Annotated in this window: 19 protein-coding genes; 5 read left to right on the plus strand and 14 right to left on the minus strand. The window is 71.7% G+C overall.

Features of this window, described 5'->3' with window-relative positions; all coding sequences use genetic code 11:
* Nucleotides 1-55: 55 nt before the first annotated feature.
* The 5 genes from HUO13_RS22725 to HUO13_RS22745 form a co-directional block, all read right to left on the minus strand.
* A complete protein-coding gene (locus HUO13_RS22725; RefSeq protein ID WP_211897123.1) occupies nt 56-679 on the minus strand; it encodes a TetR/AcrR family transcriptional regulator in 624 nt (207 codons plus the stop codon).
* 66 nt (nt 680-745) lie between these two features.
* The gene (locus tag HUO13_RS22730; protein WP_211897124.1) at nt 746-1,903 is read right to left on the minus strand and encodes an acyl-CoA dehydrogenase family protein; all 1,158 of its coding nucleotides are present in this window, start codon (nt 1,901-1,903) and stop codon (nt 746-748) included.
* A 41-nt stretch (nt 1,904-1,944) separates the two neighbouring features.
* Nucleotides 1,945-3,921: an acetyl/propionyl/methylcrotonyl-CoA carboxylase subunit alpha gene (locus HUO13_RS22735; protein ID WP_211897125.1), complete on the minus strand. Its 1,977-nt coding sequence runs from the start codon at nt 3,919-3,921 to the stop codon at nt 1,945-1,947.
* Nucleotides 3,922-3,934: 13 nt separating this feature from the next.
* Nucleotides 3,935-5,533, minus strand: a complete 1,599-nt coding sequence (locus HUO13_RS22740) for an acyl-CoA carboxylase subunit beta (protein ID WP_211897126.1) — start codon at nt 5,531-5,533, stop codon at nt 3,935-3,937.
* Nucleotides 5,534-5,627: 94 nt separating this feature from the next.
* Nucleotides 5,628-7,343 carry an acyclic terpene utilization AtuA family protein gene (locus tag HUO13_RS22745; protein ID WP_211897127.1) on the minus strand — a complete coding sequence of 572 codons (1,716 nt, stop codon included), beginning with the start codon at nt 7,341-7,343 and terminating at the stop codon, nt 5,628-5,630.
* A 543-nt stretch (nt 7,344-7,886) separates the two neighbouring features.
* On the opposite strand from HUO13_RS22745, the gene HUO13_RS22750 reads away from it, so the two are divergent.
* Nucleotides 7,887-9,521 (plus strand): alpha/beta hydrolase, encoded by a 1,635-nt coding sequence (locus HUO13_RS22750; protein ID WP_211903060.1) that lies wholly within the window; start codon nt 7,887-7,889, stop codon nt 9,519-9,521.
* A 169-nt stretch (nt 9,522-9,690) separates the two neighbouring features.
* On the opposite strand, the gene HUO13_RS22755 is transcribed toward HUO13_RS22750, so the two are convergent.
* Both HUO13_RS22755 and HUO13_RS22760 read right to left on the minus strand, forming a co-directional pair.
* Entirely contained in the window at nt 9,691-10,116 is a 426-nt protein-coding gene (locus HUO13_RS22755; protein WP_211897128.1) for an FHA domain-containing protein, read from the minus strand.
* A gap of 280 nt (nt 10,117-10,396) precedes the next feature.
* Entirely contained in the window at nt 10,397-11,530 is a 1,134-nt protein-coding gene (locus HUO13_RS22760) for an IS630 family transposase (RefSeq protein ID WP_211897129.1), read from the minus strand.
* A gap of 784 nt (nt 11,531-12,314) precedes the next feature.
* Between HUO13_RS22760 and HUO13_RS22765 the strand changes: the two genes are divergently transcribed.
* Both HUO13_RS22765 and HUO13_RS22770 read left to right on the plus strand, forming a co-directional pair.
* Nucleotides 12,315-12,920 (plus strand): HdeD family acid-resistance protein, encoded by a 606-nt coding sequence (locus tag HUO13_RS22765; RefSeq protein WP_249123958.1) that lies wholly within the window; start codon nt 12,315-12,317, stop codon nt 12,918-12,920.
* Between the two features lie 67 nt (nt 12,921-12,987).
* A complete protein-coding gene (locus tag HUO13_RS22770) occupies nt 12,988-13,431 on the plus strand; it encodes a DUF7144 family membrane protein (RefSeq protein WP_211897130.1) in 444 nt (147 codons plus the stop codon).
* A gap of 80 nt (nt 13,432-13,511) precedes the next feature.
* On the opposite strand, the gene HUO13_RS22775 is transcribed toward HUO13_RS22770, so the two are convergent.
* From HUO13_RS22775 to HUO13_RS22790, 4 genes are read right to left on the minus strand one after another with little or no spacing between them, the layout of a single operon-like run.
* On the minus strand, nt 13,512-13,736 hold the full coding sequence (locus HUO13_RS22775; protein WP_249123959.1) for a hypothetical protein: 225 nt from the start codon (nt 13,734-13,736) through the stop codon (nt 13,512-13,514).
* A 38-nt stretch (nt 13,737-13,774) separates the two neighbouring features.
* The gene (locus HUO13_RS22780) at nt 13,775-14,704 is read right to left on the minus strand and encodes a ribokinase (protein WP_211897131.1); all 930 of its coding nucleotides are present in this window, start codon (nt 14,702-14,704) and stop codon (nt 13,775-13,777) included.
* 30 nt (nt 14,705-14,734) lie between these two features.
* A complete protein-coding gene (locus HUO13_RS22785) occupies nt 14,735-15,718 on the minus strand; it encodes a nucleoside hydrolase (RefSeq protein ID WP_211897132.1) in 984 nt (327 codons plus the stop codon).
* Nucleotides 15,719-15,762: 44 nt separating this feature from the next.
* A complete protein-coding gene (locus tag HUO13_RS22790) occupies nt 15,763-16,506 on the minus strand; it encodes a GntR family transcriptional regulator (RefSeq protein WP_211897134.1) in 744 nt (247 codons plus the stop codon).
* Nucleotides 16,507-16,783: 277 nt separating this feature from the next.
* On the opposite strand from HUO13_RS22790, the gene HUO13_RS22795 reads away from it, so the two are divergent.
* Both HUO13_RS22795 and HUO13_RS22800 read left to right on the plus strand, forming a co-directional pair.
* On the plus strand, nt 16,784-18,187 hold the full coding sequence (locus HUO13_RS22795) for an MFS transporter (protein WP_211897135.1): 1,404 nt from the start codon (nt 16,784-16,786) through the stop codon (nt 18,185-18,187).
* A 31-nt stretch (nt 18,188-18,218) separates the two neighbouring features.
* On the plus strand, nt 18,219-19,352 hold the full coding sequence (locus HUO13_RS22800; protein ID WP_211897136.1) for an adenosine deaminase: 1,134 nt from the start codon (nt 18,219-18,221) through the stop codon (nt 19,350-19,352).
* A 48-nt stretch (nt 19,353-19,400) separates the two neighbouring features.
* Here the strand turns inward: HUO13_RS22800 and HUO13_RS22805 are convergent, their stop codons facing one another.
* From HUO13_RS22805 to HUO13_RS22815, 3 genes are read right to left on the minus strand one after another with little or no spacing between them, the layout of a single operon-like run.
* Nucleotides 19,401-20,627, minus strand: coding sequence for a heparan-alpha-glucosaminide N-acetyltransferase domain-containing protein (locus tag HUO13_RS22805; RefSeq protein ID WP_211897137.1), 1,227 nt, complete (start codon nt 20,625-20,627; stop codon nt 19,401-19,403).
* A gap of 13 nt (nt 20,628-20,640) precedes the next feature.
* Nucleotides 20,641-21,432, minus strand: coding sequence for a dimethylarginine dimethylaminohydrolase family protein (locus HUO13_RS22810; protein ID WP_211897138.1), 792 nt, complete (start codon nt 21,430-21,432; stop codon nt 20,641-20,643).
* Entirely contained in the window at nt 21,429-22,913 is a 1,485-nt protein-coding gene (locus HUO13_RS22815; protein WP_211897140.1) for a M1 family aminopeptidase, read from the minus strand. The genes HUO13_RS22810 and HUO13_RS22815 overlap by 4 nt, the downstream gene beginning before the upstream one ends.
* Nucleotide 22,914: the final 1 nt, after the last annotated feature.

A 22,914-nucleotide genomic window follows, 5' to 3' on the forward strand; every position in this document is an offset into this window, starting at 1 on the left:
GTCCACACCGGACGGATCCACCAGGCGCCGAGCACCACCTCGCGGCAGGCTCGCCTCAGCCCTCCGGCTCGCGGCCTTCCTCCAGCACGGCGTCGAGCGTGCGGGCCCACTGCCGGACGATGCCGCGGCGGCGCCTGCTGTCGTCGGTCAGGACGTTGGCCAGTCCCAGGCCGCGCGCCATGTCCAGGGTCGCCTGCACGGTCTCGCGCACGCCCGGCACCGACTCGTCTACGCCGAGCAGCTCGACCGCCAGCCGGTGCGCCTCCCGGCCCACCCGCGCCTCCACCGGGACGACCTGCTCGCGCAGCGCCTCGTCGGAGGACGCCGCCACCCACAGCTGGAGCGCGGCGCGGAAGACGGTGCCGGTGTAGAGGCGCACCAGGATGTCGACCACGCCCTCGGTGCGGCCCTTGCCCCTGGGCAGCTTGGTGATCTGCTCGTGGATCTCGCTGATCCGGGCGTCGGTCACGTGCGACACCGCCGCGGTGACCAGGTCCTCCCGCGTCGGGAAGTGGTGCTGGGCGGCTCCTCTGGAGACCCCGGCGCGCTCGGCGACCACCGACACCGTGGTGCCGGTCCAGCCGTGCTCGGCCAGGGAGTCGACCGCGGCCTCCAGCAGCCGTCGCCGGGTCGCCCGGCTGCGGTCCTGCTGGGGTCCGCGCGCGGCGGTCGCGATCACCGGTCCTCCTCGTGCTCTAGCCTGCGACCAGCCTAAGTCGCCGGTCGCGGGTGGCGGCTGCCCGGCTCAGTACGACCGGGGCAGCCCGAGCGAGTTCTGGGCCACGAAGTTGAGGATCATCTCGCGGCTCACCGGCGCCACCCTGGCCAGCCTGCACGCGCTCAGCATCGACGCGACCCCGTACTCGGTGGTCAGGCCGTTGCCGCCCATGCTCTGCACCGCCTGGTCGACCGACCGCACCGCGACCTCCCCGGCCGCGTACTTGGCCATGTTGGCCGCCTCGCCCGCCGCCTCGTCGTTCCCGCTGTCGTAGAGGTGCGCCGCCTTCTGAGTCATCAGCCGGGCCAGCTCCAGCTCGATCTTGACCTGAGCGAGCGGGTGCGCGAGCCCCTGGTGCGAGCCGATGGGCGTGCCCCACACCGACCGCTCCTTGACGTAGGAGACGGCCTTACCGAGGGCGTGGCGTGCGGTGCCGAGCGCGAGCGCGGAGGCCATCACCCGCTCGGGGTTGAGCCCGGCGAACAGCTGGAGCAGCCCGGCGTCCTCGCTGCCGACGAGCGCGTCACCTGGCAGCCGGACGTCGTCGAGGAACAGCGAGTACTGCCGGTCGGGGCTCACCAGCTCCATCTCGATGTGCTGGGCCTCGAACCCCGGCGCGTCCTTGGGCACCACGAACAGCGCGGGTTTGAGCTTGCCGGTCCGGGCGTCCTCGGTGCGGCCCACGACGAGCACCGCGTCGGCGACGTCGATGCCGGAGATGAAGACCTTGCGCCCGGACAGGACCCAGTCGCCGCCGTCACGGCGCGCGGTGGTGGTGATGCGGTGGGAGTTCGAGCCCGCGTCGGGTTCGGTGATGGCGAAGGCCATCGTGAGCGAACCGTCGGCGAGGCCGGGCAGCCAGCGGCGCTTCTGCTCGTCGGTGCCGAACCGGGCGATCACCGTGCCGCAGATGGCCGGCGAGACCACCATCATCAGCAGCGGGCACCCGGCGGCGCTGAGCTCCTCCAGGACGATGGAGAGCTCCGAGATGCCCGCGCCGCCGCCCCCGTGCTCCTCCGGGATGTTCACCCCGAGGTAGCCGAGCTTGCCCACCTCCCGCCACAGCTCGGTGGTCTGCCCGCCCGAGCGGGCCTGGCGCACGTAGTAGTCGTAGCCGTAGCGCTCGCCGAGCTCGGCTACGGCGCTGCGCAGGGCCCTGCGCTCGGCGGTCTCCTCGAAACCCATGCTTCCTCCGTCATGACGCTGGTTCTCCGGGCGTCGGGCGGTCACTCGGTGCGGACGACGGCGAGCACCGCGCCCATCTCGACCTGCTGCCCCGCCGACACTGGCAGTTCGCCCACGGTGCCGTCAGCCGGGGCGGTGATGCGGTGCTCCATCTTCATGGCCTCCATCCACAGCAGCGGCTCTCCGGCGCTCACCCGCTGGCCCTCGGTGACCGCGACGCGCGTCACCGTCCCCGGCATCGGAGCGACCAGCGATCCCGCGGGGACGTCGGCCGACGGGTCGGGGAACCGTTCGCACCTGGTCAGCGCCACCGGGCCGGACACCGAGTCGACCTCGACCCGGGTCCCGTAGCGGGCGATGCGGAAGGTCCGGCGCACCCCGGCCTCCTCCAGCACAACGCGCTCGGGCTCGGCCCGCACGAGGGCGACGCCGTCGAACCCCTCGGCGCGCAGGCCGTCGCGGTCCAGCCGGTAGCCGACCTCGTGCGGCCCGGAAGGCCCGGCGAAGCGCTTGGTCTGCGGCACCGACACCACGTTGCGCCACCCGCTCGGGAGTCCGGGCGCGACGGTGGTGTCGCGCCGGTTCGCCGCGGCCTCTGCGAGCGCGGCTGCGAGGGCCGAAAGCGCCTCCGTCCGCTCGTCGGCCAGCGGCCTGGACAGCTCGGCCAGGCCGTGGGTGTCGAAGAACGACGTGTCGGTGTCACCCGCGCGGAACGCCGGGTGCTCCAGCACGCGCACCAGCAGGTCGCGGTTGGTCTTCAGGCCGTGGATGCGGGCCCGCGTCAGCGAGTCGGACAACCTGCGCACCGCCTGCGCGCGGGTCGGGGCCCACGAGACGACCTTCGCCAGCATCGGGTCGTAGTGCACGCCCACGTGCGAGCCGCTGAGCACGCCGCCGTCCAGGCGGACGCCCGCCGTCCCCGGCACGCCGAACTCGGCGTCCACATCGGACAGCTCGAAGCGGTGCAGGGTGCCGCTCTGAGGGCGCCAGTCCTCGGCCGGGTCCTCGGCGTAGAGGCGGACCTCGACGGCGTGCCCGCGCGGCGGTGGCGGTTCGCCGGGCAGCCGCTGCCCCTCGGCCACGGCCAGTTGGGAGGCCACCAGGTCGATGCCGGTGACGCACTCGGTGACCGGGTGCTCCACCTGCAGCCGGGTGTTCATCTCCAGGAAGAAGAACCGCCCGTCGCCGGTGGCCAGGAACTCCACCGTCCCCGCCCCGACGTAGGAGACGGCCTTGGCCGCCGCGCGGGCGGCGTCGAACAGCCGCTCCCGCATCCCCTCGTCCACCAGCGGGGACGGCGTCTCCTCCACGACCTTCTGGTGCCGCCGCTGGATGGAGCACTCGCGCTCCCCCACCGCCCACACCGCGCCGTGGACGTCGGCCATGACCTGGACCTCGATGTGCCTGCCGGACTCCAGGTAGGGCTCGCAGAACACGGTGGCGTCGCCGAACGCCGACAGCGCCTCCGCGCTCGCCGACTCGATCTCGGAGGGCAGCTCGGCCAGCGCGCGCACCACCCGCATGCCCCGGCCGCCACCACCCGCGGACGCCTTGACCAGCACCGGCAGGTCGGCTTCGGTCACCTCCACCGGGTCGAGCTCGCCGAGAACCGGCACGCCGGCCTCGGCCATCATCCGCTTCGCGGTGACCTTGGAGCCCATCGCCTCGATGACCTCGGGCGGCGGTCCGACCCAGGTGAGCCCCGCGTCGAGAACCGCACGGGCGAACTCGGCGTTCTCCGACAGGAACCCGTACCCGGGGTGCACGGCGTCGGCGCCGGTGGCACGCGCGGCCGCCACGACCAGGTCGCCGCGCAGGTAGGTGTCGGCCGCGGCGTCGCCGGGCAGGCGGACCGCGAGGTCGGCCTCGCCGACGTGCGGCGCGCCGGCGTCGGCGTCGGAATGCACCGCGACGGTGGAGATGCCGAGACGGCGGCAGGTGCGCAGCACGCGGCGGGCGATCTCGCCCCGGTTGGCCACCAGCAGCCTGCGGATCTGGGCGGGTGGGTTGCTCGTCAAGGTCGCTCGCCTCTCACATCCGGAAGACGCCGTAGCCGGTGGCGCCCTCGACCGGTGCGCTGTGGATCGCCGACAGGCACAGCCCGACCACGGTGCGGGTGTCGCGCGGGTCGATCACGCCGTCGTCGTAGAGCCGCCCGGACAAAAACATCGGCAGCGACTCGGCCTCGACCTGGTTCTCCACCGCTTCGCGCATCGCGGCGTCCTGCTCCTCCGCGTACTCGCGGCCCCCGGCCGCGGCGGCCTGCCGGGCCACGATCGAGAGCACGCCCGCGAGCTGCTGCGGTCCCATCACCGCGGACTTCGCGCTGGGCCAGGCGAACAGGAACCGCGGGTCGTAGGCGCGCCCGCACATCCCGTAGTGGCCCGCGCCGTAGGAGGCGCCCATCAGCACCGAGATGTGCGGGACCGCCGAGTTGGACACCGCGTTGATCATCATCGCGCCGTGCTTGATGATCCCGCCCTGCTCGTAGGACCTGCCGACCATGTAGCCGGTGGTGTTGTGCAGGAACAGCAACGGGGTGTTCGCCTGGTTGGCCAGCTCGATGAACTGGGTGGCCTTCTGCGCCTCCTCGCTGAACAGCACGCCCTGCGCGTTGGCCAGGATGCCGACCGGGTAGCCGTGCACCGAGGCCCAGCCGGTGACCAGGCTCGGACCGTAGGAGGTCTTGAACTCGTCGAAGTCCGAATCGTCCACGACCCGCGCGATGACCTCGCGGGGGTCGAACGGCGTCTTCAGGTCGGTCGGCACGATGCCCAGCAGGTCGTCCTCGTCGAAACGCGGCGCCACCACCCGGTGTCTCGGCGCGGGACCCTTCTTGGTCCAGTTGAGGCGGGCGACGATGCGGCGGCCGATGCGCAGCGCGTCCAGCTCGTCGGCGGCGTAGTGGTCGGCAAGCCCGGAGGTGCCCGCGTGCATCCTCGCGCCGCCGAGCGACTCGTCGTCGGACTCCTCACCAGTGGCCATCTTCACCAGCGGCGGGCCGCCGAGGAACACCTTCGCCTGCTCGGCGACCATGACGACGTGGTCGGACATGCCCGGCACGTAGGCGCCACCGGCGGTGGAGTTGCCGAACACCAGCGAGATCGTCGGGATCCCCGCCGCCGAGAGCCTGGTGAGGTCGCGGAAGATCCGGCCACCGGGGATGAAGATCTCCTTCTGCGACGGCAGGTCCGCGCCACCGGACTCGACCAGGTTGATCAGCGGCAGCCGGTTCTGCATCGCGATCTCGTGCGCCCGCAGCACCTTCTTGAGCGTCCACGGGTTGCTCGCGCCGCCGCGCACCGTCGGATCGTTGCCGGTGATCACGCACTCGACGCCCTCGACCACGCCGATGCCCGTGACGACGCTGCCGCCGACCTGGTAGTCCGAACCCCACGCCGCCAGCGGCGAGAGCTCCAGGAACGGCGCGTCCTCGTCGAGCAGCGCCTCGATGCGCTCGCGCACCAGCAGCTTGCCGCGCTTGTGGTGCCGCTCGGTGTACTTGGGCCCGCCGCCGGCCACCGCCTTGGCGTGCTCGGCGGCCAGATCGTCGAGCTTTTCCCGCATCGCGGCGCGGTTGCCGAGGAACGCCTCACCGGCGGTGTCCACTTGCGACTTCAACGCCGTCATACCCTCTCCCCCGCATGATTCGTTGCGGTCCGGACGAACCGGCCGTGCCGGCCGGCGGCTGGCGCGGCAACGCCCGCACTGCGCGCTCGACCGATCACAGCAACACCTCCGGGATCTCCACTTCACGTCCGCGCAGCCATTCGCCGACCGCCTTGGCCTGCGGGTCGAACCGCGCCCGTGCCGCGACCCCTTCGCCGAGCAGCCCTTCCACCACGAAGTTCAGCGCGCGCAGGTTCGGGAACACGTGCCGCCGGACCGGCAGGCCGGCGGTCTCCGGGAGCAGTCGGCGCAGTTCGTCGACGGTGAGCGCATGCGCCAGCCACCGCCATTCCTGGTCACTTCGGACCCACACACCGATGTTGGCGTCACCGCCCTTGTCGCCGCTGCGCGCACCGGCTATCCGGCCGAGCGGCACCACGCGAGCGGGACCGCCCGGCAGCGGCTCGGGCAGCACGGGGCCGGAAACCGGCTCCAGTTCCCGGGTTTCCGACGGAGGCGCGATCGCCACCTGCTCGCCGGAGGGCAGCACGGCGACGTGCGGCACCTGCTTCGCATCCACATAGGACTCGGTGAAGACACCGTATGGGGAGGCGTCGGCAGGCGGCGCGGTGACGTGGAAGCCCGGATAGCTGGCCAGCGCCAGCTCCACCGCCGCACCGCTGAACGCCCGCCCGGCGACCTTCGGGTCGGTGTCCTTCACCAAGCAGCGGAGCACCGCGCTGGCCTCCTCCTGCACACCCGCGTCGGCGTTCTCGGTGCGCGCCAGCGTCCAGCGCACCTCGGCGGGCGGCCGCGCGGCGAGCGCGGCGTCGAGCTGGGCCCGCGCCAGCGCGGCCTTCTCCGCCACGTCGAGCCCGGTCAACACGAACTCGACCTGGTTGTGGAAGCCGCCGAGCCGGTTGAGCGACACCTTGACCTGCGGTGGCGGAGGTTCTCCCGCCGCCCCGCTGACGCGGACCCGGTCGGGTCCGAGCTGTTCCAGCTCGACCGAGTCGAAGCGGGCCGTGACGTCGGGACCCGCGTAACGCGCGCCCGCGATCTCGTAGAGCAGCTGCGCGGTGACCGTTCCCACCGTGACCGCGCCGCCTGTGCCGTCGTGCTTGGTGATGACGCTGCTGCCGTCGGCGTGGACCTCGGCGATCGGGAAACCCGGCCTGGAGAGGTCGTGGCCGGCACGGGTGAGCTCGGTGAAGAAGGAGTAGTTCCCGCCGGTGGCCTGCGTGCCGCACTCGAGGACGTGGCCCGCGACGACCGCGCCCGCCAGCGCGTCGTAGTCCTCCCGGCTCCATCCGTGGTGCGCGGCGGCCGCGCCGACCAGCAGCGAGGCGTCGGTGACCCGGCCGGTGACCACGACGTCGGCCCCGCCGTGCAGGCACTCGGCGATGCCCCACGCCCCGAGATAGGCGTTGGCGGTCAGCGGCTCGCCGAAACCGAGCTCGCCGGCGCGCTCGAGCAGGTCGTCACCTTCGACGTGGGTGACCGCGAGGTCCAGCCCCAGCCGCGAGGCCAGCTCCTCCAGCGCGCGGCGCAGCCCGCGCGGGTTGAGCCCACCGGCGTTGACCACGACCTTGACGCCGCGCTCCAGAGCCAGTCCGAGACCGTCCTCCATCTGGCGCAGGAAAGTCCTGGCATAGCCCCGGTCCGGGTCCTTCATCCGGTCACGGCCGAGGATCAGCATCGTCAGCTCGGCGAGGTAGTCGCCGGTGAGCACGTCGAGCGGCCCGCCGGTCAGCATCTCCCGCACGGCGGAGAAGCGGTCGCCGTAGAACCCCGACGCGTTGCCGATCCGCACCGGCTTCCCGGCGGTCACGCGGTCGCCCCGGGGCGGTTCGGGTGGGTGGCTGTCGCGGCGAACGGCCTGGCGTTTGCCTCGGTGTGGTCCGCGGTTCGTTCGATGCGGTCCGTGGTTGCTTCGGCACGACCCGGCTGGGCGGTCACCACCGCCGGACCCGGCCGCCTGGTCGAACCGGCGCGACCGGGTGGCCGGACCGCGCCCGCACTGCGCCCCAACACCATGCGGGACATCGTGGCAGCAGCCCGCGGAGAAAAGCAAGCAATCATGCTTGCTTTTTTCCATTCGGGTGACTCGCACCGCCCCGACCACGGACAACTGGGAATGTGGGATCGCGTTCCTACTTTTCGCGGTGTGGCGCGAGGCCGATCAGGCGGTTGACTCACGGCCTGCATGCTCGCTCGAAGCTGAGGAGGCAGCGTGGGAGTGCCATCCGGCCGTCGCGGCCGAGTTCTGGGGGTCAGCCGAGTTCCGGGGGTCAGCCGAGTTCCGGGGGTCAGCCGAGTTCTGGGGGTCAGCCGAGTTCCGGGGGTCAGCCGAGTTCCGGGGATCAGCCGAGTTCTGTCGGTCACGGTGAGCGCGCTGGTCGCGGGAACGAGCCTCGCCGGCGCGCCGGCGACGGCGCGGCCGCTCGCGGGGGCGGAGCAGCCCGGCGCGTCGGCGACTGCGCAGCAGCCCGACGTGGTGGCGCACGCCGGGCCCGCGGCCGCACCGCCGGTCACCTGGGTCCAGTGCGACGACGAAGCGCTCTCCGGAGTCTCACCCGGGCAGCGCCACCTGTTCTCGTGCGCGAAGTACCCGGTCCCCCTCGACCACGACGACCCGGGCAAGGGCACCGTCGAGCTCGCCATGATGCGGCGGGCCGCGGCCGTGCCGGGCCAGCGCATCGGCTCGCTGTTCCTCAACCCCGGCGGGCCGGGCGGGGCCGGCTTCTCCCGGCCGGTGACCGCTCCGGAGAAGTTCGACCCCGCGGTGCTGAACCGCTTCGACATCGTCGGGTTCGACCCGCGAGGCGTCGACCGCAGCACCCGGCTGCGCTGCTTCACCTCCGCCGAGCAGGCCAACGAGGTCTTCGGGCGGATGTGGGCCGTGCCGGTCACCGGCGCGCAGGTCGACAGCACCATGGATGCGTACCGCGACCAGGGCGCGCTGTGCGGGAAGAACGCAGGTGAGCTGCTTGGGCACATGTCCACCAAGGACGTCGCGCGCGACCTGGACCTGATGCGCCAGGGCGTCGGCGACCAGCAGCTCAACTACGTCGGCTTCTCCTACGGCACGCTGCTCGGCGCGACCTACGTCAACCTCTTCCCGGAGCGCAGCAGGGCGATCGTCCTGGACGGCAATGTCGACCCGGCCCTGCGGACCTCCGACGGCGTGCAGTACGACCGGGAACGCGCCCGGGGCTTCGAGCTCGCCCTCGACGCCTTCCTCAAACGGTGCGCCGAATCCGCCGACAAGTGCGCGTTCAGCCCGGGTGACCCGCGGGCGAAGTTCGACGAGATGCGCGAGCGGCTGCGCCAGGGTCCGGTGACCATGCCGGACGGCTCGGCCATCACCCTCGACATGTTCACCGCGGGCATCTCGGGGGCGCTCTACGACACCGACGACTTCCGCGCGATCGCCACCGACCTGCAGATGCTGTACCAGGCGATGCACCCGGAACAGGCCGCCGTCGTGCCACCCCGGCCCCTGACCGTACTCGGCAGGCTCACCCACGGTGGCCGCCACGACGGACTGCCGCCGGCCGACGCCGAGACCTACACCGACGACACCTACTTCGGCGTGAACTGCACCGACAAGCCTATGCCCAGGCACCCGTGGAAGGTGCCCGGCATCGCCGTGCAGTGGGAGCGGGAGTCGCCGACCTTCGGCCGCTACCAGGCGTTCAGCGACCTCGCGGGATGCTCCTACTGGCCCCCGACGAACCCCGACGTCCACCGCGGGCCGTGGAGGCACCGCGCGGCGAACCCGGTTCTGGTGCTGGGCAACTATTACGACCCCGCGACGCAGTACGAGTTCTCGCGCCGGATGACCGACCAGCTCGGCAACGCCCGGCTGGTGAGCGTCGACGCCTTCGGGCACTGCATCCTCGGTGACAGCTCCTGCGCGGACCGGATCACGGCGGCCTACCTGACCGACTTGAAGGTGCCCGAGCCCGGACAGGTGTGCCGCCCCGACAAGCAGCCCTTTGAGTGAGCAGGGGGTCCATGCGCTGGGGCTGGCGGGTTGGGGCCGGTCGGCTCAGGAGCTGGCCTGCTTTTCGGCGCAGCGGTGGGGTCTCGCGGTGGCGGGGCCGCGTGGCGGCGGGGTCTCGCGGTAGCGGGGCCCCACCACGCCCGGGCACGCGAGGCTTGGCGTGGACGGATCAGGCGATGTGGAAGGTGAACCGGACCTTGCCGATCCAGATCTCGTCGCCGTCGGCCAGGCGCTTCCAGTCCACCGGCCGCCGGTTGAGGTAGGTCCCGTTCAGCGAGCCGCCATCGGCCAGGAAGTAGCGGCCGTCCTGGCGGACCAGCTCGGCGTGGAAGCGGGACACGGTGACGTCGTCCAGCACGATGTCGCACTCGCGGTGCCTGCCGATCGTCGTGGTGGCACTCGTGATCGCGAACCCCGAACCCTTGTCCGGCCCCCGGTTCACCACCAGCCACGCCGAGTCACCGACTTCGAGGGTCTGCGGAGCACCCACGAGGTCCTCGGAGGGGCGAGCGGCCGGGATCACCATGCCGGGCCTCGTCGCCTGCACACCGGTGGTGTCCGCGGGCGACAGCACGTCGGATCGGGTACGGGTCATGATCGTTCTCCAAACGGGCAACACTGCCGGTACGTGGGATGCACACGGGGAACGCCGAACACACCGCTTCCCACGGTCGCTGTCGGCTACCACTGCGAGGATGCATGCGCAACGGCACCTCGCGACCGGGCCCTTGGTCCTGACTTGGGGACAGCCCCAGGCTGGGAGGGGAGGAGGCCCGCTCGCGGAGCGGGCGGGGGGAAGGTCTTTCGGCCTGGGGCTGAGGGGAGGTGGGCGTGAGGGTGGGGCGGTTGTGGGTCGCGGCTGGACTAGTGCTGCGTCAGGCTACGTTTGCCCGTTGGACGATCTTGCGTAGTCGGGGGTTGTCGGTGTTGCGGTTTCGCCAGGCGATGTAGCGGCGGATCATGCTGGCTTGTTCGGTGTGGCTGGTGTGGTCGGTGCCGTTGAGGGTGAAGTAGCGCAGCGCGGTGAATTGAGCCTCGATGCGGTTGATCCAGGACGAGTTCGTTGGCGTGTAGGCGATCTCGACGTTGTTGGCCTCAGCCCAGACCGAGACCCTGGTGTCGATCCGGGTGCTCAGATGCGGGCTGGCGTTGTCGCAGACGATCGCGATGCGCACCTTCGGTGGATACAGACCGCGCAGGTAGCGGCAGAACTGGAGAAACTGGGTTCGCTTCTTGGATGTCTTGACGTGTCCGTACATTCTGTCGGTGGCCAGGTCGAGAGCGGCGAGCAGGTGGCGGACCCCGTGGGGACGCGTGTAGGTAGCTCGTTGCCGGGGCCGGGGGTCACGGCCGGGATCTTTGTGCTTGCCACCCCGCTCGGCCCACTGCCGTCCTGGGTGGGGTTGCAGGTTCAGTGGCCCGAATTCGTCCATGCTGAACACCACGGTCGGATCGTCGGTCTCGCCGACGATCTCGCCGTCGGCGATCGCATACAGGTGCTCGATACGAGCTTTCTTCACCGCATAGTCCGGATCCCGGGAGGTCTTCCAGGTCTTTATCCGTTGAAACGACACCCCTTCCGCGCGCAGGATCGCGCGCAGGCCCTCGTGGCTGATGTCCTCGACCACCCCCTCGGCGACCAGGAAATCCGCCAGCTTGGTCAGACTCCAGGTCGAAAACGGCAGCCCGTGCTCGGCAGGCTTGGACTTGGCGACCTTCTTGATCTCTCGCCGCTGCGGCAGAGTGAACGTCGGCGGACGTCCACCCTTGTATTTCGGGTACAGCGAGTCGAACCCGTCGGTGTTGAAGTTGTGGATCACGTCTCGAACCCGATCCTCGCTGGTGAACGCCACTGTCGCGATCTTGGCCACCGGCATGCCCTGCGCGGACAGCAGCACCATCTGCGCCCTGCGCCAGGTCACCACCGACCCACTGCCACGACGAATGATCCGCAACAACCGGTTGCCCTCATCGTCATCGAGCTCCCGAACCCGTACCCGCTCAGCCATGATCCACAGTCTGAAACGATCACACCAACCTATGCGGCACCAACCACGGCGCGTCGCGATCAAACAGGGCAAACCCTGCCTGACACGGCACTAGTGGGTCGCCTTGAGGGCGGGGGCGCGTGGGTTTGCGGGGTCGCGGCCTTGGGCTGGCGGCTCACGCTGAGAGCGGGGACCCGCGGGTTTTCGACGCAGCGGCCTGGCCCGGCGGCTCACCTTGAGAGCGGGGGCGCACGGGTTTTCGACGCAGCGGCCTGGCCCGGCGGCTCACGCTGAGAGCGGGGACCCGCGGGTTTTCGACGCAACGGCCTGGCCCGGCGGCTCACCTTGAGAGCGGGGGCGCACAAGTTTTCGGCGCAGCGGCCTGGGCCGGCCGCTCACGCTGAGGGCGGGAGCGCACAAGTTTTCGAGGCAGCCACCCTGACTTTGCGGGTCGCGGTGAGTGGGGGTTTCTGGGGCGCTCGCCGCCCCCAGGCCCCCGGCAGGTCTCCGGGATGAGCGGGTTTTCGAGGCATCCTGCGGTGGGGTGGATGGTGGTTCTCATCCCGCCGACCTCCACGAGGGCTATCAGACCGCGTCAAGGGGGCCGGTTTTCGAGGCAGCCTGCGGTTGGCATGGGTGGGCCCCCTTGACCCGGTCTGATCGGGCTGGCGCCAGGTCGACGGGATGAGAACCACAGCACCGCCCTGTGTGGGGTGTGGGTAGAGCCCGGGTCGTTCGACTCTGTGGATTCGTGTGAGCAGGTCGGCAATCTGAGACGCGCGACCCGCTCTCTTGCGAGGTGTTCATGTCCCAAGCACAGTGGCAGTCCGCCACGTCGGCCGCCGAGCCGTTGGGCAAGCTCGGCCGGTCCTGGGGGTGGCTGCTGACTTTCGGAATCCTCACCGTGCTGGCCGGTGTGCTCGCTTTGTTCTGGCCGGGACCGACGATCCTGGCCATCGCGATCATCTTCGGCGTCCAACTGCTGGTCGGCGGAATCTACTGGTTCGTCCGGGCGGTGAGCTCCCACGGTGAGGGCGGCTTCGTGCCGATCCTGCTGGCGGTGCTTGCCGTCATCGCCGGGCTGCTCGTCCTTCGCTCCCCGATCGCCACCGCGGCGCTGTTCCCACTGGTGCTCGGCGTGTACTGGACGGTCAGCGGCATCGGCGAGACCTTCCACGCGCTGGTGCACCGCGACGTGCCCTCGCGCGGCTGGGCGATCGCGGGCGGGGTGCTGAGCATCCTGGCGGGCATCGCGCTGCTGGTCTACCCCGGCGTCGGACTGGTCACGCTGACCTACCTGCTCGGGGCGCTGCTGGTGATCTACGGCGCCATCGCCGCCACGCGGGCCATCCAGATGCGGCCGCAGACGGCCACCGACCTCCCGCCGCAAACCGGCCCGGCGCACGCCTGAGCGTCCGCGGCGGGGTTGGCGCGTCGCCGAACGCGCCCGGCAAACAGACGCGAAGGAGTTGACTGCCATGGCACAGGCATCGCACGGCACCTACCACATCCCGACGGCCAAGCAGTCCTGGGTCGGCGGGCTGGAACTGTTCGCCGCCGTCATGATGATGATCGTCGGACTGTTCCACCTGATCATCGGTCTCGCGGCGATCCTGCGCAGCTCCTACTACGTCGTGACCGACAGCTACATCTTCAGCTACGACGTCACCGGCTGGGGCTGGGCGCACCTCGTCCTGGGCGTCCTGGTCGGCGCCACCGGCATCGCCCTGATGATGGGGCAGACGTGGGCCAGGGTCGTCGGCATGATCATCGTCGGCCTCAGCGCACTGGGGAACTTCCTGTTCATTCCCTACCAGCCGATGTGGTCTCTGCTGATCATCGCCATCGACGTGGCCGTGATCTGGGCGCTCGCCGTCCACATGCGCGAGCTGCCCGAGAGCAGTGAGAAGGCCGCGGACTGACCGCTGCCGCCGACGGGGGCCGGACTGGTTCCGGCCCCCGTCGCGTGTTCAGGGCGTCCGGTAGATGGGGTTCGGCAGCTTCACGCCGCGCTCCGCGTGGCCGCCCGCCAGTGGTCCGCCCGCGCGACGTCGGCGTCCCACTGCCCCGAGTCGTGGTACTCGGAGATCGACTTCTTCAGGTCGTAGAGGTTCGGCGCCGGTTCGGCCGACTGCGCGGTCGAGCCGTGGGCGGCGGCGCAGCCGGAGGCCAGCAGGGCGGTGAGGCCGAGAGCGGACAGGACGACGGCGTTGCGGTTCGTTGTCATGATCACCAGCTTCGGGGAGTCCCGGACGCCTCGCCTTCTCAGCAGCGCACTGCCTCGGCCACGGCGTCCAGCGTGGGATAGGACGGTTGCGCGCCGGGTTTCCGCACGCAGCAGGCGCTCACGCGACTCGCCCAACGGGCCGCGTCGGGCAGTGCGTCGCCTCGGCCCAGACGCCAGGCCGCGGTGGCGGCGAAGGCGTCACCGGCACCGGTGGTGTCGACGGCGTCGGTGGGTACTGCCGGTACGTGCTCGACGCGGCCGGGCACGGCCACGACGGCACCTCGTTCGCCGAGGGTGACCACGGCCGACCGGGCGCCGAGCGCGAGCAGCGCGGTCGCGATCGCCCGGTCGTCATCCGGGGCGCCCGCGGCCAGGAGCTGCCGGGCCTCGTGCTCGTTGACGACCAGCGGGTCGGCCAGCGCCAGCACCTCCGGCGGCAGCTCGACCACCGGCGACAGGTTCAGCACGACCCGGGTTCCCGCCTCGCCCGCCGCGCGGGCCGCCGCGACGACCGTGGCGACCGGCACCTCCAGCACCAGCGACACCACCCGCGCCGCGCCGATCACGGGCTTGGCGGCTTCGATGTCGTTGGGCGACAGCCGCTCGTTCGCGCCCGCGCACACGATGATGTTGTTCTCGCCCGAGTCCGCCACCGTGATCAGCGCGGTCCCGGTCGGGGCGCCGGGGTCGCGCAGGGTGCGGGCGGTGTCCACGCCGTCGGCGCGCAGGGCTTCGAGCAGCATGTCGCCGTGGGCGTCGGCGCCCACGCGGCCGACCATGGCGGTGCGGGCACCGAGCCGGGCGGCGGCCACGGCCTGGTTGGCGCCCTTGCCGCCACCGCTGACGGTCAGCGCGTCGCCCCGCACGGTCTCGCCCGGCGCGGGATGGCGGCGCACCCGGGCGGTCAGGTCAGCGTTCAGCGAACCGACCACCACCAGCTCGGGCGCGGTTGTCGCGGCACGCGGCATCGCGCGCCTCCTCTCCCTCGACGGCATCGGCTAGGCGACGTGGCGGGTACCGGCGCCGGACGGACCGCACAGCCGCTCGGTCAGCCGCCGCGGGAACGTCCCGTCGGTCCTGAGCACCACGCGCACCCTCGCGCCCTCCACACCCGGGAAGCCGCGGTACTGCCCGCGCGTGTCGGCGATGGTGGCACCCCTCCCCGGCCCGTCCCCGGTCTCGACGTCCACCACGACGGTCGGCGCCAGCTCCGCGTCGACGTCGCCGACCGCGATGGCCGCCGCGAGCGGGTCGTGGCAGGCCGCGCCTCGCTCGCCGAAGACCTCGCGCTCGTAGAAGTCGAGGTAGTGGGTCAGGATCCCGGCCGCGAAGCCCGCGCAGGACGAACCTTGCGCGCGCAGCCGTCCGGCCAGCTCCTCGGTGATCACCTCGGTCATGGTCACGTCCAGCGGCACGAGGGTGACGTCCCAACCGGCGCCCAGGACCATCCGAGCCGCTTCGGGGTCGTTGTGGATGTTGGCCTCGGCCGCAGGGGTGACGTTTCCCGGGTGGTGGACGGCACCGCCCATGATCGTGACGTGCTTGACCAGCGCGGGCAGCTTCGGTTCCAGCAGCAGCGCGGTGGCCAGGTTGGTCAGCGGCCCGACCGCGAGCAGGTGCAGCTCGCCGGGGTTCTCCCGGGCGAGCCGCACGATCAGCTCCGCCGCCGGTTCCCGGACCGGCTTCGCGCTCGCGGCGGGAAGCCCGACGTCACCGAGGCCGTTGCCGCCGTGCACGTGCGGCGCCGGGTGGGTGGAGCCGCGCCAGTTGCTGCGTGCGCCGATGGCCACCGGGATGTCGTTGCGCCCGGCCAGCTCCAGCACGCGCAGGGTGTTGTCGGCCGCCGTCTGGACGTCGGTGTTGCCGAACACGGTGGTCACCGCGCGGATGTCCACGCCGGGGTCCCGCAGGAGGTAGAGCAACGCCAGCGCGTCGTCGATGCCGGTGTCGCAGTCGACGATCAGTGTTTCCTTGGGCGCCATCGGTCACTTGCCTCTCTGGTGGAACTCGTCGGTGGGTCGGTGGCTCATCGGGACTGGTGCACCGCGATGCCCGGGGCACCGCTGGGCAGCACGTACTTCGCCACGAGCAGCGGGGTCCGCTCGATCGAGACAACCTGGGTGATCAGCACGACCGGGGTGTCGGCCGAGCGCTCCAGCGTCGTCCCGCGGCGCCGCCCGAGCACGGTCGCGGTGACCGTGCTCGCCCCGCTCAGCGGCAGGCAGGGGTCGGCCGCGGCCAGGGCGTGCAGCATCGTCCTCGGCTCGTGCGCGCCGGCGGTCATCGCCTCCGGCAGCGCCGGGTCGACGGCGGCGAGCGCCGCGTCGTGCACGCACCACTCCTCGGCCAGGCACGCGGGCACGCCGTCGACGTCGACGGCGCTCTCCCAGAACCGGACCTCACCGGCGGCGGGCACCGGCAGGTGCTGCATCACCAGGTCGGTCGGTTCCTCGATGTCGCGCACCAGCGGCCGCACCTTGGCGGCGTCCTGGCCGAGCAGGACCTCGATCGGCTGCAACCGCTCGAAGCCGCGCCGCGCGGGCCGCTCGCTGACCGTGCGGCCCACTCCGCGGCGGACGGTGATCACACCGTCCTCCTGCAGCAGGATCAGCGCCTCGCGCAGCGCGGGCCTGCTCACGCCGAGAGCGCCTGCCAGCTCGGGTTCGGACGGCAGCGTCGAGCCGGGCGGGTAGCTGCCCTCCCGGATGGCGTCGACGATCCGCTCGTAGAGCTCCACGACCGGCCGCCGCTGCGGTCTTCTGGCCGCCACGCTGCACCCCCTGCCTTCCAGTTGATGTCAGACAAGCTAAAGACGGAGGGCGGGCAAGTCAACTACCGGGACACCGGAAGTTCAGGGGATCGACCAGGATTTTCCGATGCACGGCTATTGACTTCGCCGCCGCGGAGCGGGTAGACCCTTCGCTCAACACATCCACATGTCTGACAAGAGCGGTCGGGTTCGACCCAGGAACGCGACTCCTCCACGCCGTTCGCCCACCCGAACGCGGTCGACCTTCCCATGCCCTCTCCCCGAGGCGGAGGCTCTCATGACCACGATCCGCAACCAGCCGGCACCCGCGGCGCCACCGACGCGCCAGGCCGGCCTGCTCGCCGCGCTGGTGCTCGCGGTGGCCGGCTTCCAGATCAACGCCACCATGCTCACGCCCGCACTGCCGGACGTGATCGAGCGCCTGCACACCACCAGCGGCCCGGCCGGGCTGTCCCAGACGCTGTTCTTCCTGTTCGCCGCCATCGGCCAGGTGACGATCGCGCGCCTGAGCGACCACCTCGGCCGCCGCCGGATGCTGCTGGTCACGCTGGCGATCCTGATCGTCGGCGAGGTGGTCTGCGTGCTGGCCCCGAGCATCGAGGTCTTCGTGGTCGGCCGGATGCTGCAGGGCATCTCCTCCGCCGCGTTCACGCTCGCATACCTGATCCTGCACGAGTCGCTGTCCCCGCAGCGGTTCGGCCGCGCCCTGGGCGTCATCACCGCCGTCAACGGCGGCATCGCCGGGGTGGACGCGGTCATCGGCGGCACCGTCGCCGACAGCGTCGGCTTCCGGGGGATCTTTCTGATCACCCTGGTGGTCACCGCGGTGGCCGCCGTCGCGGTGCACTTCGCCGTCCCGGAATCCGGCGTGCCGGCTTCCGGGCGGATGGACTGGCGGGGCGCCGCGCTGCTGGGCATCGGGCTGACCGGTGTCCTGCTCGCGTTGAACGAGGGCGGTGCGTGGGGATGGACCTCCCCCGCCACGCTGGTGCTGCTGCTCGCCGGGCTGGCCTCGCTCGTGCTGTTCGGGTTCGTCCAGAAGCACACGCGCGACGGCATCATCGACACCTCGGTCCTCGCCTCGCGCCAGGTGTGGCCGCTGCTGCTGACCACCGTGTTCACCCTGGCCGGGGTGTTCGGGATGCTCAACTTCACCATCCCGCTGCTGACCCAGACCCCCGGCGCGGGCTACGGGATGTCGGCCACGACCTCGGCGCTGCTGTTCCTCACCCCGGCCTCGGCGCTGGGCCTGCTGGCCGCCCCGCTGGCCGGCCAGTTCGCACCCCGGCTGGGCTGGCGGCGCTCGGTGCTGATCGGCGCGGTGGGCACCGCCGCCGCCTTCGTCCCGCTGGTGCTGTTCCCGCAGTCGCCCTGGGTGGCCTGCGCTGCCCTGGCCGTTCTGGGCATCACCTACACCGGCTACAGCCTGACCGCGCTCAACGGGCTGGCCGTGGCCTCCGCCCCGGCGGACAAGCCCGGCTCGCTGCCCGGGCTCAACGGCGCGTGCTTCGGCGTCGGCGCGTCGCTGGGCATCGCGGTCTCCTCCAGCGTCGTCACCGCCGCCACCGCGGGCGGACCGCCGACCGCGGGTGCCTTCCAGGCCGCCTTGTGGTCGTCGGCGGTCTTCGTGGCGCTGGCCCTGCTGACCGCCCTGCTCATCCGCCCCGCAACCGAGAACTGACCCCACCGAGAACGATCAGGAGGTAGCAGTCGTGCACATCGTGCCGACCGAAGACCAGATCCGCCGCAGCCCGAAGGTGCTGCTCCACGACCACCTCGACGGCGGTGTCCGGCCGAGCACCGTCGCCGAGCTCGCCGAGGAAACCGGCTACGACGCGCTCCCGACCTCCGATGTGGACGGTCTGGCGGAATGGTTCGCAGGGGCGACCACGGCCGGATCGCTTGAGGAGTACCTGGAGCGCTTCGTGCACACCGTCGGGGTCATGCAGACCCCGGGCGCGATCAGCCGGGTCGCCGCCGAGTGCGCCGAGGACCTGGCCGCCGACGGCGTGGTCTACGCCGAGGTCCGCTACGCGCCCGAGCTCAGCACGCAGCGCGGCATGAGCCTCGACGAGGTCGTCGAGGCGATCCTGGACGGCTTCCGCCAGGGCGCGGCCAGGGCGGCCGCCGCGGGCAGGCGCATCCGCATCGGCGTCCTGCTGTGCGCGATGCGCCAGGAGCCGCGCGCCAGGGAGATCGCCGAGCTCGCCGTGAAGTACCGCGACTCGGGCGTGGTCGGCTTCGACATCGCCGGGCCGGAGGCGGGCTTCCCTCCCACCCGTTCGCTGGACGCCTTCGAGTACCTGCGGCGGGAGAACTGCCACTTCACCATCCACGCGGGCGAGGGCTTCGGGCTGCCCTCGATCTGGGAGGCGATCCAGTGGTGCGGCGCCGCCCGGCTCGGCCACGGCGTGCGCATCGTCGACGACATCACCGTGGGCGAGGACGGCACGGCCCGGCTCGGCAGGCTGGCCTCGTTCGTCCGCGACCGCCGGATCCCGCTGGAGATGTGCCCGCGGTCCAACGTGCACACCGGCACCGTGCCGTCGGTGGCCGAGCACCCGATCGCGCTGCTGCGCAGGCTGAACTTCCGGGTGACGGTCAACACCGACAACCGGCTGATGAGCCAGACCTCGATGTCCCGGGAGTTCGGCGAGCTGGTGGAGTGCTTCGACTACACCCTCGACGACCTCCAGTGGTTCACGGTGAACGCGATGAAGTCGGCGTTCCTGCCGTTCGACCAGCGGCTCGCGCTGATCAACGAGGTCATCAAGCCCGGCTACGCCGCTCTGCGGTCGGAGTCGCTGTTCGGCACGGTCGCCTCGCACGCGGTGGCGCTCGCCTGACCCGCCGCGCCCGGTCCGCCCACCGCGCCCGGCGGTGGGCGGACCGGGTCATGCCCGGCGCTCGACGGCGGTGCGCGCCTTCGTGGACAGCCAGGTGACGCCGGACTCCAGCGGCCCCCTGCCGACGTGGTGCCGCCACAGCAGCGCGAAGAACACCGAGACCAGGACCTGGATCGCGAGGCTGAGCTCCTCGTCGAAGACGTCCAACGGCGAGTTCATGAACACCACGTGCGCGCTGTAGAGGGTCAGGGTCATCGATCCCGCCGCGGCCAGCGGCTCGATGAAGGCGTCCAGCGCCAGCCGGTAGTTCGGGTTCGACACGTGCGCCAGCAGCAGCATCAGACCCAGCAGCCCGACCGCGACGCCGGTGGTGTGCAGCAGGTCGAACGGCGTCGCCGAGTGCTGGGAGCTCAGCGCGAGCCACCACCACGACGACGTGGGCGGGTTGCCCGTGGGTCCGAAGTCGATGACGTAGTCGACGGCGCCGGAGGACATGCCCGCGGCCTCGCCGGCTTCGGCGATCTTCTCCAGCCCGCCGAGCGGCCGCAGCAGCAACCAGGACACCAGCCACGCGCCGACGGCCAGCGCCGTGCCGCCCACCAGCAGCCGCCACGCGGTGCGCACCGTCGACAGCCGCAGCCGCCCCAGCAGCAGCCCGGCGCACAGGTAGGTCGTCCAGGGCAGCACCGGGTAGACGCCGGTCAGCAGAATCTCCACCAGCAGCCCGAGCGGGTCGGAGAACAGCCAGGCGAAGGTCGGGTTCTCCAGCCGGGGCGCGGGCAGCAGCACCCGCAGCGGCATGCTCACCACCGGCATCAGCAGCGCGATGGCCACGCCGGTGACCGCCAGCGCGCGGGTGCTGAGGAACACCAGCGGTATCGCGAGCAGGAACAGCACGCCGTAGTAGGTGAGGATCACGTCGGCGATGTCGGGATCGGAGAAGCCCAGCGCCAGGCCGATGAAGGCGATGGCCAGCGCCCGGGCGGTCAGCGACGCCGCGGTCGCCCAGCCCCGCACGCCGGGCTCGATCCGCCGGCGGCCGGTGCTGAACGCGATGCCCAGCCCCGCGAGCACGGCGAAGGTCGCCGCGGCGCGTCCACCGGCGACCGAGTACCAGAGAGCGGGGCCCTCATCGAGGTCGCCGGTGTAGAGCGCGTGCACGCCCATCATCCCGATCAGCGCGATCCCGCGGGTGGCGTCCACCCCGCGCAGGCGCCGGGCCTTGGGCTGCGCGGGGTGGCTGCGACCGGAGAGGGTCGTCTCGTCCAGGTTCATCCCCACCGTCCTGTCACGGGTTGTCCAGCGTCAGCGACGTGCAGCGGACGCCCCCGCCGCCCTTGGCCAGCTCGGTGATGTCCAGTTCGAACACGGTGAACCCGCGGGCACGCAGCTCGCCCGCGAACTCCGGGGCGCCGCAGGCCATCGTGACGCTCGCGCCGTCGCTGACGAGGTTCAGCGCGAAGCGCTCGGCTTCGGCGACCGGCACCTCGATGAGGTCCAGGCCCAGCCCGCGGATGCGTCGCCTGCTCTGCTCGTCGAGCACCTGGGGGCAGTAGGCGACGGTGCGCTGGTCCAGCACCGCGACGGCGAGGTCGATGTCGTACCAGTGGTCGCTGACCGTCCGCAGGGACACGACCTCGTAGCCGAGCCTGCGGCGCAGGAAGCCGTGCATGCGGGGATCGGTCCGCCACCCGCTTCCCGCGAACAGCAACCCGCCGCAGGGCAGGGCGTCGCCCTGGCCGCTGAACGCGAACGGCGCGTCGACCACCTCCAGGCCCAGCCGTTCGAACCAGCGCCGGTGGTGGCGGGTCTCCGGCCTGCGGGCCGCGGGCAGGCTGCTCAGCACGGCGCGCCCACCGCACACCAGCGCGGAGTTGGCCACGTAGACCATGTCCGGGCACTCCGGCTCCGACGGCACGTGCTCCAGGAACCGGCCCGCGTTGTGGTGGGCCTCCATGATCGCCTTGTGCTCGGCGACCGCCAGCGCGGTGTCGGGCTGGTTGTCCGTCGTCATGTACGGGTTGATCTCGTAGTCGATCCGGAAGTGCTCCGCGTCCGACACCAGCAGCCTCGTGTTCACCTGTTTCCCCCTTCACGCACTCCGTACTGCCTGAGCAGGTCGGTCACCTGCGGCAGGTCGTGGAACGCGGCGAGAACGTCCCTGGGCCCGACCACGCGGTGCGCCGAGCGGGCCACGTAGTCGCGCAGCGTGCGGTCGAACCGCTGGGGTCCCGCCCGCCTGCGCGCCTCCAGCAGCACCGCCGCCCCCTGCTGGTACACACCGGCCACGTAGTTGTCGTAGCCGCCGGTCCGCCCCCAGTAGTCCATCGGCTCGCCGAGGTGTCCGACCACGCCCCGCGGGACGTCCTCCAGCCGGTAGTCGTCCTGCTGGTCGACCACCAGCGCCTGCACGAACGTCGTGAAGGACTCGTCGATCCACGGGTCGCGCGCCTGGTTGTTGCCGACCAGCGCGTAGAACCACTGGTGTCCGAGCTCGTGGGCGACCAGCGAGCGCACCTCCTTGCGCCGCAGGTCGCCGAACAGCAGCGCGGTCGGGAACTCGACGCCGTCGCCGATCGTCGGCACGACGGTCACCCACAGGTCCCGGTACGGCAACGGCCCGAGCAGGTGTTGCAGGGCGCGCAGCTCGTCGGAGATCTCCTCCATCCACCGTTGCGGGGAGACCTTCGTCCCCCTGCCGTTGCCGTTCCCCTCGCCTTCCTCGCTCCCGTTCCCGTTCCCGTCGCCGTTGCCGTCCCCGTCGCCGTTGCGGCCCGGCTTCGGCGTGGCGAGCCGGATCTGCACCCCGCTGACCGTGCGCTCCAGCACGTCGAAGTTCCCGACCGTCACCAGGACGTCGCGCACGGCGTCGGCGGCGAAGTGGTGGATGGTGGTGCCGGGCGCCCGACCCGCCTCGGCCGCCCTGCGGGTCCCGGTGCCGAACACGGTGAGCCGCGACGGCGCGGTCACCGACAGCGATGCCAGCTCGAAGTCCTCGCTGGTGGCCGTCTCCCCCGGGATCACCGTGGCGGCGTCGCGGGCCCAGCCCTGCCCGCGCACCCACGGCAGCAGCGGGAAGCCGTTGCCGAACCACGCCATCTCGCGGGACGGCAGGTAGCCCCACCGCTCGCCGGAGTCCCGGCCGAGGGTCAACCGGAAGTCCAACACGGCCGTCACAGCGTCACCGGCCTGCACGCAGCGGCCCAGCGGCAGCTCGACCAGCGTGCCCTGCGATCCGGCGGCGGCGTCCGCCGCTGGCCGCGGCGCCACGGGCCTGCCGTCGACGGAAGCACCGGTCACCACGATCGAGGTACCGGTGCGCGCCGCGGTCGGCTCGTTGGGCCACAGCCGGAAGACCAGCTCGCACACCCGCATGTCCGGGGTGAACACGACCCGCTCCCGCCCGGTCGCCGAGCTCAGGTCGTCGGCGACCCGGTAGTCCAGGTCGACCACCGGCCGCTGCGGCCACGGCTGGTCATTGCCCTCCGGCGCGCAGGCGACCGCGGTCACCAGCAAGCAGGCGGAACCGATGGCCAGCAGCCCCCTGGAGGTCCTGGTCATC

It is taken from the genome of Saccharopolyspora erythraea (genome assembly GCF_018141105.1).
In the GTDB taxonomy this organism is placed as follows: Bacteria; Actinomycetota; Actinomycetes; order Mycobacteriales; family Pseudonocardiaceae; genus Saccharopolyspora_D; species Saccharopolyspora_D erythraea_A.